Source organism: Mesorhizobium sp. M2A.F.Ca.ET.042.01.1.1 (genome assembly GCF_003997405.1).
In the GTDB taxonomy this organism is placed as follows: domain Bacteria; phylum Pseudomonadota; class Alphaproteobacteria; order Rhizobiales; family Rhizobiaceae; genus Mesorhizobium.
Genome location: NZ_RZRX01000230.1, coordinates 1 through 10,434, shown reverse-complemented (window position 1 = coordinate 10,434; position 10,434 = coordinate 1). Strand labels below are relative to the sequence as shown.

Below are 10,434 nucleotides of genomic sequence, written 5' to 3'. Positions count from 1 at the left end.
ATGTGCCCGTGGCCGCGCATCCAGGCCGCCATGCTCGACGAAAACTCGCTGACGGTGACGTATAACGACTGGCGCGGCGAGCCGCGCTCGCGCCACGCCAAGAAGGCCTCGGCCGCCGGGCAATCGGTCGGCGACTGCGTCGACTGCAACGCCTGTGTCGCCGTCTGCCCGATGGGAATCGACATCCGTGACGGCCAGCAGTTGGAATGCATCACCTGCGCCCTTTGCATCGACGCCTGCGACAGCGTCATGGACAAGCTCGGCCGGGAACGCGGGCTGATCTCCTATGCAACGCTGGCTGACTACAACGCCAACATGGCGTTGGCCACATCCGGGGGCACCGGCCCGGACAATCCGGCGCTGGTGAGGACGCCGAGCGGCGGCTTCGCCGACGGCCTGGCACATTTCCACCTGGGCAAGATCTTCCGGTTGCGCACCTACATCTATCTCGGCGTGTGGTCGGCGATCGGCCTGGTGCTCGTCTATTCGCTGCTGACGCGCGAACGGCTAGAGCTGAATGTCCTGCATGACCGCAATCCGCAATTCGTGACGCTCTCGGACGGCTCGATCCGCAACGGCTATACGGTCAAGCTGCTCAACATGATACCCGAGCCGAGGACGGTCGAGATCACGCTGGACGGCCTCGACGGCGGTGAGATGAGCATCGTCGGCATCGACCAGCCCGCAAGCCGCTCCTTCTCCATCCCGGTCGAGCCCGACCGGCTGAAGACGCTGAAGGTCTTCGTCCGGCAACCGGCCGATCAGATCAGGAAGCCGGCGCAGAGTTTCGAATTCCGCATCGACGACACGGCAAGTTCCGAAACCGCCGAATACACTGCAACTTTCAATGCCCCGGAGAACAGCAGATGAGCGCCGAAATGCCGAAGCCGCGCGAGTTCACCGGCAAGCATATGTTGGTCTCCATCCTGGCGTTCTTCGCGGTGGTGATCGGGGTCAATGTCACCATGGCCACACTCGCCCAGAAGAGCTGGATCGGCCTCGTCGTCGAAAACACCTATGTCGCAAGCCAGCAGTTCAACGAAGAAGCCAGGAAAGGCAGGGCGCAGGCGGCGCTGGGCTGGACAGGCAAGCTGACCGTCGCTTCCGGCGAGGTCCGTTACAGCCTTGTCGACAGCCAGGGCAAGCCGGTGCCGCTGCGAGGCGTCAAGGTGCTGTTCCGCCACCCGGCCTACGAGGCCGAGGACGAAGCCCTGACACTTGCCGCGGTGGCCGGGAGCGCCGGGAGCGCGGAGGCATTTGCTGTCCGGCACACGCCCAGGAACGGCGTCTGGATCGTGGAGATCGATGCGGATGCCGGGCTGGCTTCACCGTTCCGCGACGTCCGCCGTGTCATGATCTCGAATGGAGCCCTGCAATGAGCTGCTGCGCGCCTGGGGCTGAAATGGCGTTGGAGGTCGCTGGCGCGACATCCGCATCGCCGTCGAGCGAGGAGATCAAGTTGGCCAGCCGCTCCCTGGGCGGCGACATCCACCAGACCGACCTGTCGGTGCCGACGGTTCACTGCGGAGCTTGCATCCAGGCGATCGAGGCGGCGCTCGGCTCGGTCGAGAATGTCGCGTCCGCTCGCGTCAACCTGTCGACGAAGCGTGTGTCGGTCCGCTGGCGCGGCGACATCGTCCCGCCATTCTTCGCCGTGCTCGGCCGGCTCGGCTATCAGGCGCACCTGTTCGACCCGGAAATTCACGAGAAGGACAGGACGCTCTCGGAGCTGATCCGCGCTGTCGCCGTGGCGGGCTTCGCGGCCGGCAATATCATGCTGCTCTCGGTATCGGTCTGGTCCGGCGCGGAAGGCCCGACTCGCGATCTGTTCCATTGGCTGTCCGCGCTGATCGCCATCCCGGCGCTCGCCTTCGCCGGCGGGATCTACTTCCGCTCGGCTGCGAACGCGCTGCGCCATGGCCGCATGAACATGGACGTGCCGATCGCGGTGGGCGTTTCGCTCGCCTACGCGATGAGCCTCTACGAGACCATCAATCACGGCGAGCACGCCTATTTCGACGCCTCGGTGTCGCTGCTCTTCTTCCTGCTGATCGGGCGCACGCTGGATCACGTGATGCGCGAGCGGGCGCGAACCGCGGTCAATGGCCTGTCGCGGCTCGCCGCGCGAGGGGCCGTGGTCCTGCGGGACGACGGAATACACGAATACGTGCCCGTGGCCGAACTCGCACCGGGAATGCGCCTGCTCATTGCGGCCGGCGAGCGGATCCCGGTCGATGGCGATGTCGTCAGCGGGAATTCCGACCTCGATTGCTCGATCGTCTCAGGCGAGAGCGCGCCGAAAGCCGTGAGCGCCGGCACGCACGTCCAGGCCGGCACGCTGAACCTGACGGGTCCGCTGACGATGCAGGCAAGCGCAGCGGCGAAGGATTCCTTCCTGGCGGAAATGGTCCGGCTGATGGAAGCTGCCGAGGGTGGCCGCTCGCGCTACAGGCGGATCGCCGACCGGGTATCGGCACTCTACGCGCCCGTGGTCCATCTGGCGGCCTTTGTCACCTTCCTCGGCTGGATGATTGCGTCCGGCGATTGGCACCGCGCCATGACCATCGCCATCGCCGTGCTCATCATCACCTGCCCATGCGCGCTCGGCCTCGCGGTTCCGATCGTCCAGGTGGTGGCGGCCCGGCGCCTGTTCGAGGCCGGCGTCATGGTCAAGGACGGTTCGGCGATGGAGCGTCTCGCGGCGATCGACGCGGCTGTGTTCGACAAGACCGGGACGCTCACTCTGGGGCTGCCCAGGCTCGTCAACGCAGCGTCGATCGATCCGGCCATGCTGGCGATCGCGGCAGATCTGGCGGCGCATTCCCGGCACCCGTTCTCGAAGGCGCTGGCGGCCTATGGCAGCGTTCGCGATCGAACCCAATTCGACCGCGTGCAGGAGGAGCCGGGCTTCGGCATCGATGCGTCCGCCGGCGGCGATATCTGGCGCCTTGGCCGGCGCGGCTGGGCCGGATGGAAGGCCCGCACCGGCGGTGAAGGGCGATATGGCGGCCTTGGCGGCACGGTTCTCGCGAAGAATGGCAGGATCGTCGCCTGCTTCGCCTTCGAGGATGCCACGCGGGCCGATGCGAAGGCGGCGGTGGAACGGTTGAAGGACGCCGGCATCTCGGTCGAGATGCTTTCCGGCGACACGGCGAGAGCCTGCGGCGAGGCGGCGGGAGCCTTGGGCATCGAGAATTTCGTGCCGGCCCTGCTGCCCTCGGGCAAGGTCGAGAGGATCGAGGCGTTGGCCCGCGCCGGTCACAAGGTGCTGATGGTGGGCGACGGCCTCAACGATACGCCGGCGCTCGGCGCCGCGCATGTCTCGATGGCTCCGGCGACCGCAGCCGACATCGGCCGCGAGGCCGCGGATTTCGTCTTCCTGCGCGAGAGCCTGCTGGCGGTGCCGCTCGCCCTGGATGTTTCGCGCAAGGCCGGCCGGCTCATCCGCCAGAACATCGCGATCGCGATCGTCTACAACGCGTTCGCCGTGCCGATCGCCATCCTCGGACATGTGACGCCGCTGATCGTGATCGCAAATGCGATGCGGCTTCAAGCAACGGCGAAAGCGGCGCCTGAAGCCGCTCCCGCCAGACGCCGCACCGACGTCATCGAAGCGGCGCACCCATGACCACGCTCGTCTATCTCATTCCCGTGGCCCTGTTCCTCGGCGCGCTCGGTCTGTCCGGCTTCCTGTGGGCTTTGCGCAGCGGCCAATACGAGGATCTCGATGGAGCCGCCGAGCGGATACTGATCGAACCCGATCAGCGAGACAAGGAAGGCCCGCGATCAAACTGATATGGATCAAGGCAGCGTTGCTCCCGACCTCCGAGAGTAAGGCTGACGAAAGCGAGAGACTTCGATGCAGGCTCGGGACATCATGACGACGCCGGTGGTCACAATCGCCACCTCTGCCTCGGTCGCCGAAGCGGCCGATCTGATGCTGACCAGGAACATCCGCTGCCTGCCGGTCGTGGGAGACGACGGATCGCTGGCTGGCATCATCAGCGAAGGCGATTTCCTGCGCCGGGGCGAACTTGGCACCAGACGGGCGCGGCCTCGCTGGCTGGAGTTTCTTGTCGGTCCAGGCAAGCTCGCCGACGAGTATGTCCGTTCGAGCGGCCGCCGGGTGGGCGAAGTCATGACCGCCGGCGTCGTTTCGGCAGCGCCAGACGCTTCGCTTGCCGACGTCGTCGAACTCATGGCAACCCACGACATCAAGAATGTGCCTATCCTTGACGCGGATAAGATCGTCGGCATCGTCAGCCGCTCCGATCTGATGCGCATCCTGCTCCGCACTCTGCCCAAATCAGGTTCCGCGACTGTCGACGACGAGGTGATCCGCAGGAACATTCTTGCCGAGCTGCGGGGGCAGTCCTGGAGCGTCGGCGGCGACCTTATCGGCGTCACCGTCGATCAGGGAGACGTTGAGCTGAGCGGCGCCATCTTCGACGAACGTCAGCGAAAAGCTGCCGTGGTTGCGGCCGAGAACGTTGCCGGGGTCAGGAAGGTCACGGACAAGCTCTTTTGCGCCGGGCCATTCTCGGTGGTGCTTGTCTCCTGAAGACCGTCGCGCTTCCGGCGCACGCACTCAAATCGCGGACAACGGCATCAGGGGGCGAACCAGCAGCAGCGCAAAGACAATGAGCGCCGCGCCGGCGATGGCGTCGGCCATTCTCTTGCCGCCGCTCAACCGCCCGCCCAGCAGCAGCCACATCGATCCGGTCACTGCCGTGATCACGAGCAGCGCCATCCAGGCGATGCCCAGCGCCGCCGCCTCGATGTCCATCGGCACGATGGCCACGCAATAGATGAACGCCTTCGGGTTGAGGGCGGTGGTTGCCAGGATGGAGGTGCCGCCGCCGTTTTTCGTTGCCTCGGCGCGCTTGGCCGTCAACAGGCGAAAGCCAAGGACCACCAGCCACGCGGCGGCAACCAGCTGAACCATCTGAACAGTGGCAGGCGGCACCAGGGAACGCAGCGAAAGCCAGAAGGCTGCCGCGATCCCGTATCCGCATGCCTGCGCGGCAAGAAGCGTGGTGGCGTTCTGCCGCTTGACGGCGCCTGCCGCCAGAAGAGCATTGGTTGGCCCCGGCGCGGCAAAAAGCAGAAATGCTTCCAAAAGATGCAGATTGTCCAAACTGCCTGCCTCGTGCACGTCCCTGTCGACTGCAGAAGTCCCACCGGCGCCGACGGCCGCCAACGCTACCTGTATTCGTCACACGGGCGGAGCCGCCTGTTCTCGGCCGGGTAGCCCGGGAGGCTCACCGCGGCACCCATCAAGGCCGCGGCGTCGGCGCTCGATCAACGGATAGACTGCAAACGCGCAATCAAGTCGCCATTGCGGCAATAGGCCGGCGGATGATCCGCATGCTCGGTTTCGTCGAGCCAGGCCGCGCAATCATCCTGGTGACCGCAGGAGCGGCACCGGTCCACGGCGCGATTGGTGACGGCGACGTGATCGGCCACGACCCGCAACTGCCGGTCGACGCCCATTTTCTGCATCATGCGTCCCATCAAGGCGATTCTGGCGTCAACGCCCATCAGATAATCGAGAAAGCTCATGCCGACACACTCCTCAGGCGACAATCATTGCCATCCTGGCGGCGCGCGGCATTGATCTCGATCAACCCGGTGAACCCGCCGGCCTAAATTAGCCCGTCGTACCGAACATCGCGCCAATGCCGGCCGTCAGGGCCATTGCCAGCGCTCCCCAAAAGGTGACGCGAGCTGTCGCCTTCCACATATTGGCGCCGCCAGCCCTCGCGCCGATTGCGCCCAGCACCGCCAGGAACAGCAACGATGCAATCGAGACAACGGCAACAAGTCTCGAGGGCGGCGAAATCAGCACCATCGCCAGAGGCATGACCGCACCGATTGAAAACGCCGCCGCGGAAGCCAGCGCGGCCAGGATGGGTCGTGCGGCGGTTGCCTCCGAAATGCCGAGCTCGTCACGGGCATGGGCGCTGAGCGCGTCCTTGGCCATCAACTGGTCGGCCACCTGCAACGCCAGGCGAGGCTCCACGCCTCGATCGATATAGATCTGCGCAAGCTCCTGTCTCTCGAATTCCGGCTGGGTGGCCAGTTCCTCCCGCTCACGGGCGAGATCCGCCTTCTCGGTGTCGGCCTGGGAACTGACGGATACATATTCGCCCGCGGCCATCGACATCGCGCCGGCCACAAGGCCGGCGACACCCGCCACGAGGACACTGGCCGTGGTGGCGTTGGCGGCCGCAACCCCGATGATCAGGCTGGCCGTCGAAACGATGCCGTCATTGGCGCCGAGCACGGCGGCGCGCAGCCAGCCAATGCGCGACACAAGGTGATTTTCAGCGTGAAGGCGGCTCATGATCGCGGCGATGAACAGTTGAATACTGCCATTGTATTGCCTCCACCTGGAAAAGCGCAGGAATGCAGCTTCATGCTTCGTGATCGGAGCAAATGCCCTGATCCAAGTCAAACGGCTGCATGGATTTGCCGGCGCGACACTTTCCGCGGGCCAGGCCGCGCTGACAGCCAGCTGTCAGCTAACTCGTGAGATAGTGCGGTGAGAAGGCATGCGACGGTCCGGCCGTTGCGCGCCCTGAAGCCGGGATGCAATGCTTATGAAACAGATCGCCCTATCGCTCTTCGTGATCGCCTCGTCGGGCGCCTATGTCTGGGATCAGGCAGGCACACCGCCGGCCAACGACCTGGTCGATATGGATGGCGCCGCCGATGCCGCGACGCAGGGCACTTCGCAGTCGTTCGTTCCACCCGCGTCGGCAGATCCGGTCATGGCGCCGGCGAAGTCCCAGCGCAAGATTTCCCAGGATGCGCCGCGGGAGCCGACCCCACAGAAGCCGGTCGACGTCAAAGCGGACACAACGGCGTCGATCGCTATCGCTCCAAAGCCGGCGCCGGTCATCGTCAGTCCACCGCAGGTCGCGAAGCTGGTAGCTCCACCACCGAAACAAGATCCTGCGCCGGCAGCCGCGAGTGCGCCCACGCCGGATGCACCGACATTCGCGGTTACCCCTGCGGTATATATCCCGATCCCGCAGCCGCGACCCACATATCCGCAGGCCGCGCGCGTCATTCATACCGGCATGAAGCTCGCGGTTCATGGCTACGCCGACGGGGTCTACACCGGCCCCGCGGCCGACGCTTATTACGGCATCATCCAGATCCAGGCGCTCGTCCAGGGCGGCCGCCTGACGGCGCTCAAGGTCCTGAAATATCCCAATGACCGCCGCACTTCGGTCAGCATCAACCGACAGGCGTTGCCCATGCTGCGCGACGAAGCGATCAGCGCGCAAAGCGCCGATGTCGACATCATCTCGGGCGCCACGCTGACCAGCAAGGCCTTTGTCCAATCCTTGGGCGGCGCCCTGAAGAAGGCGTCATCGTAATTCCATGCGCGAGACGCGGGTCATGATGGGCATGCCCATCACCGTCGACCTTGGCGGCGCGGCCGGCAACCTCGTCGCGAGGGTCTTCGACTATTTCGACGATGTTGACCGGCGTTTCAGCACCTACCGGCAGGACAGCGAGATCTCAGCCATAAACCGGGGCGACATTCCGGTCCGCGACTGGAGCGGCCAGATGATCGACGTGATGCGGATCGCCGAGCAGACCAGAAGGGAAACCGCCGGCTATTTCGATATCCACAGGCCCGACGGCGCGCTCGACCCTTCCGGCATCGTCAAGGGCTGGGCTGTCCGCAACGCGGCCGAGATCGTGCGTCGGGCGGACGTCGGCGACTTCTTCATCGAGGCGGGCGGCGACATCCAATCCTGCGGCAGGAATGCTTCCGGCCGAGACTGGAGCATCGGCATCCGCAATCCCTTCCACACGGACGAGATCGTCAAGGTGGTCTATCCGCGGGGACATGGCGTGGCCACTTCCGGCACATATGCGCGCGGGCAACACATCTATAATCCCCACGCGGTTCATGACCCTATCAGCGACATTGTCAGCCTGACCGTCATCGGCTCCGATGTGCTCGAGGCCGACCGCTTCGCCACCGCCGCCTTTGCGATGGGCCGGGACGGCATCCTCTTTATCGAGCAGACGCCAGGGCTCGAGGGATATCTCATCGACAGCAATCGCCGTGCCACGCCGACAAGCGGCTTCGGAGCCTTCTGCCAGTCATGATCAAGACCCTAGACCGTCTGCTCGACCACCTTACAATGTACCGGCTGGTGCTCTACTACCTGGCGGCCCTGCTGATCGCCGCCCTCGTCTTCAGCTTCCTGAAGCTTGTGCCGCATGATCCAACAGCGCTGGCCTTCACGACCGCACTGGTGCTGGCCACGTGCTGGATCACCAACAAGGTTTTTGCGCGCATCTTCGAGGTTCCGGCCAACGGCGAGTCTGTCTACATCACCGCGTTGATCCTGGCGCTCATTCTCGATCCGATTGCCCCCACTGAAGCCAAGGCCATCGGCGCCGTGGCGTTCGCGTCGGTCTGGGCGATCTCGTCGAAATACATCCTGGCCGTCGGCGGGAAGCACCTGTTCAATCCGGCCGCCCTTGGCGTCGCGCTGACAGCGCTCCTGCTGGATCATCCCGCCACATGGTGGGTGGGCGGCAACATCTGGCTCTTCCCCCTGGTGCTTGCGGGTGGCGCTCTTGTGGTGCGCAAGCTGCGCCGGCTCGATCTCGTGGCCACGTTCCTCGCAGTTGCGCTGGCGACGATACTGGCGACCACCGACCCATCCCAATATGGCACCGCTCTCGCGGAGACCTTCAGTTCGTCGCCGCTGCTGTTCTTCGCCTTCGTGATGCTGACCGAGCCGCTGACGGCTCCGACGACACGCTGGCCGCGCATCGCCTTTGCCGCCATCGTCGGCCTTCTGTTCGCGCCCAACATCCATATCGGCTCGTTCTATTTCACACCCGAGCTCGCTCTCCTGGCGGGTAACCTCTTCGCCTACGCCGTGAGCCCGAAGGGCCGGTTCGTGCTGACTTTGGAACGCATCGAGAAAACCGCCGTCGACAGCTACGACTTCATCTTCAAGTCGCAGCGAAAGCTCGCCTTCCAGGCGGGCCAGTACCTTGAATGGACACTTGGCCTCGAGCGCTCCGACAATCGCGGCAACCGCCGCTACTTCACGGTCGCCTCATCGCCTACCGAGCAATCGGTGCGGCTGGGCGTCAAGTTCTATCCGCAGTCGAGCGCTTTCAAGCAGGCGCTGGGCGGCATGAAACCCGGCGCCACGATCCACGCATCGCAACTGGCCGGCGATTTCACGCTTCCATCCGATCCGGACACCAAGATCGCTTTCTTGGCCGGCGGCATCGGCATCACGCCGTTCCGTTCGATGCTGCAATATCTGGTCGATCGCAAGGAGTTGCGGCCCATCGTCGTTCTCTACGGCACAGAGGGACAAGACGACATCGCCTATCGAGACGTGCTTGGCCAGGCGAGACGCGAACTGGGAATAAAGACGTTCCATGCGGTAGCCAAGGGTGCTGAGCGCGGGCAGTACCCGGGCTATATCGACGCTCGCCTGGTACGCCTCACCATGCCCGACTACCTCGAACGCACCTTCTACATCTCTGGGCCGCAGATCATGGTCAAGGCGCTGCGCGGGAAGCTGCTGGCCATGGGGGTTCGCCGTTCCAGAATCAAAGTCGACTATTTCCCCGGATTCGCGTGAACGCTCAACCATGCCGTGGCAGGTGGATGGTCACCGCCAGACCGGAGTTGGCATTGGCCATTTCGAGACGGCCGCCATAGGCTTCGACGATATCCGAAACGATCGCCAGGCCGAGGCCGTTGCCGCCGCCCTTGCTGTCGAGCTGAACGCCACGCACCAGAGCGGCGTGCAGGGCGGCCTCGGGAATGCCCGGTCCATCATCGACGACCTTGATGATCACCTCGCCAGCGCTTGCCGATGCGCTCACACGAACCACCGAGCTTGCGAAACGCGTCGCGTTCTCCACCAGATTGCCGAGAATCTCGGATAGATCGCCCTCGTCGACCGGCGCGATGAAATCCTCGGCGGCATCGATGACGAATGAGAGCTGCCTGCCCCTCGGCGTGCGCTTGACGACCGCGACCACGCCGCTCGCCACCTCACGGACAAGGCAAGCGGCATCGCCGGAAACGCCGGGCGCCAGACGAGCGCGTGCCAACTCCCGCTCGACATGACGGCGAATCGCGCTCGCGCTCTTCTCGATTTCGTCGGCAAGGTCGCTTTCGCCTTTCTTGCGCAGGGTCCGGATGTCGGCGGACAGGACCTGCAGCGGCGTCTTGAGGCCATGCGCAAGGTCGGTGGCGCGCGAGCGCGCCCGAGAGAGGGCTTTCTCCTGGGCGTCGAGCAGACGGTTGATCTCGTCGGCGAGTGGCTGCACTTCGCTCGGCGCGGCCACGTCCAACCGTGCCGTCCGCTGCGCGATCACGTTCTTGACGGCGATCCTCAGGCTTTCCAGCGGCGCCAGGCCGACGGT

At 64.8% G+C, this 10,434-nt stretch carries 12 protein-coding genes; 8 read left to right on the top strand and 4 right to left on the bottom strand.

All coding sequences use genetic code 11. From position 1 onward, the window contains the following. From EOA23_RS26835 to EOA23_RS26815, 5 genes are all read left to right on the top strand, one after another. The coding region (locus EOA23_RS26835; RefSeq protein ID WP_281058767.1) for a 4Fe-4S dicluster domain-containing protein at positions 1-870 on the top strand (870 nt) is incomplete at its 5' end. Beyond that, positions 867-1,379: a FixH family protein gene (locus tag EOA23_RS26830; RefSeq protein ID WP_127306363.1), complete on the top strand. Its 513-nt coding sequence runs from the start codon at positions 867-869 to the stop codon at positions 1,377-1,379. The genes EOA23_RS26835 and EOA23_RS26830, both read left to right, overlap by 4 nt. Beyond that, positions 1,376-3,628 carry a heavy metal translocating P-type ATPase gene (locus tag EOA23_RS26825; RefSeq protein ID WP_127306362.1) on the top strand — a complete coding sequence of 751 codons (2,253 nt, stop codon included), beginning with the start codon at positions 1,376-1,378 and terminating at the stop codon, positions 3,626-3,628. The genes EOA23_RS26830 and EOA23_RS26825 overlap by 4 nt, the downstream gene beginning before the upstream one ends. Next, positions 3,625-3,795 carry a cbb3-type cytochrome oxidase assembly protein CcoS gene (gene ccoS, locus EOA23_RS26820; protein WP_126062666.1) on the top strand — a complete coding sequence of 57 codons (171 nt, stop codon included), beginning with the start codon at positions 3,625-3,627 and terminating at the stop codon, positions 3,793-3,795. The genes EOA23_RS26825 and ccoS overlap by 4 nt, the downstream gene beginning before the upstream one ends. A 64-nt stretch (positions 3,796-3,859) precedes the next feature. Next, on the top strand, positions 3,860-4,561 hold the full coding sequence (locus EOA23_RS26815; RefSeq protein ID WP_127306361.1) for a CBS domain-containing protein: 702 nt from the start codon (positions 3,860-3,862) through the stop codon (positions 4,559-4,561). Between the two features lie 27 nt (positions 4,562-4,588). Here the strand turns inward: EOA23_RS26815 and EOA23_RS26810 are convergent, their stop codons facing one another. The 3 genes from EOA23_RS26810 to EOA23_RS26800 form a co-directional block, all read right to left on the bottom strand. Beyond that, entirely contained in the window at positions 4,589-5,137 is a 549-nt protein-coding gene (locus EOA23_RS26810; RefSeq protein WP_127306360.1) for a hypothetical protein, read from the bottom strand. A gap of 164 nt (positions 5,138-5,301) precedes the next feature. Then, positions 5,302-5,562 carry a DUF6455 family protein gene (locus EOA23_RS26805; RefSeq protein ID WP_127306359.1) on the bottom strand — a complete coding sequence of 87 codons (261 nt, stop codon included), beginning with the start codon at positions 5,560-5,562 and terminating at the stop codon, positions 5,302-5,304. Positions 5,563-5,650: 88 nt separating this feature from the next. Then, on the bottom strand, positions 5,651-6,346 hold the full coding sequence (locus tag EOA23_RS26800; protein ID WP_126064802.1) for a VIT family protein: 696 nt from the start codon (positions 6,344-6,346) through the stop codon (positions 5,651-5,653). 256 nt (positions 6,347-6,602) lie between these two features. On the opposite strand from EOA23_RS26800, the gene EOA23_RS26795 reads away from it, so the two are divergent. Genes EOA23_RS26795 through EOA23_RS26785 form a run of 3 tightly spaced genes read left to right on the top strand, consistent with a single transcriptional unit; the run spans position 6,603 to position 9,641 of the window. Beyond that, positions 6,603-7,388: an FMN-binding protein gene (locus EOA23_RS26795; RefSeq protein WP_127306358.1), complete on the top strand. Its 786-nt coding sequence runs from the start codon at positions 6,603-6,605 to the stop codon at positions 7,386-7,388. 22 nt (positions 7,389-7,410) lie between these two features. Then, positions 7,411-8,133, top strand: coding sequence for an FAD:protein FMN transferase (locus EOA23_RS26790; RefSeq protein WP_245474356.1), 723 nt, complete (start codon positions 7,411-7,413; stop codon positions 8,131-8,133). Then, a complete protein-coding gene (locus EOA23_RS26785) occupies positions 8,130-9,641 on the top strand; it encodes an RnfABCDGE type electron transport complex subunit D (protein WP_127306356.1) in 1,512 nt (503 codons plus the stop codon). Before EOA23_RS26790 ends, EOA23_RS26785 begins: the two co-directional genes overlap by 4 nt. A gap of 4 nt (positions 9,642-9,645) precedes the next feature. On the opposite strand, the gene EOA23_RS26780 is transcribed toward EOA23_RS26785, so the two are convergent. Next, positions 9,646-10,434: HAMP domain-containing sensor histidine kinase (locus EOA23_RS26780; protein ID WP_145966489.1), on the bottom strand; the 789-nt coding region annotated here is incomplete at its 5' end.

Bases quoted from the DNA above. Each gene is read 5' to 3' on its own strand.
- EOA23_RS26800 (WP_126064802.1), bottom strand. From the start codon at position 6,346: ATGAGCCGCCTTCACGCTGAAAATCACCTTGTGTCGCGCATTGGCTGG.
- EOA23_RS26795 (WP_127306358.1), top strand. From the start codon at position 6,603: ATGAAACAGATCGCCCTATCGCTCTTCGTGATCGCCTCGTCGGGCGCC.
- EOA23_RS26805 (WP_127306359.1), bottom strand. From the start codon at position 5,562: ATGAGCTTTCTCGATTATCTGATGGGCGTTGACGCCAGAATCGCCTTG.
- ccoS (WP_126062666.1), top strand. From the start codon at position 3,625: ATGACCACGCTCGTCTATCTCATTCCCGTGGCCCTGTTCCTCGGCGCG.
- EOA23_RS26785 (WP_127306356.1), top strand. From the start codon at position 8,130: ATGATCAAGACCCTAGACCGTCTGCTCGACCACCTTACAATGTACCGG.
- EOA23_RS26830 (WP_127306363.1), top strand. From the start codon at position 867: ATGAGCGCCGAAATGCCGAAGCCGCGCGAGTTCACCGGCAAGCATATG.
- EOA23_RS26825 (WP_127306362.1), top strand. From the start codon at position 1,376: ATGAGCTGCTGCGCGCCTGGGGCTGAAATGGCGTTGGAGGTCGCTGGC.
- EOA23_RS26790 (WP_245474356.1), top strand. From the start codon at position 7,411: ATGATGGGCATGCCCATCACCGTCGACCTTGGCGGCGCGGCCGGCAAC.
- EOA23_RS26815 (WP_127306361.1), top strand. From the start codon at position 3,860: ATGCAGGCTCGGGACATCATGACGACGCCGGTGGTCACAATCGCCACC.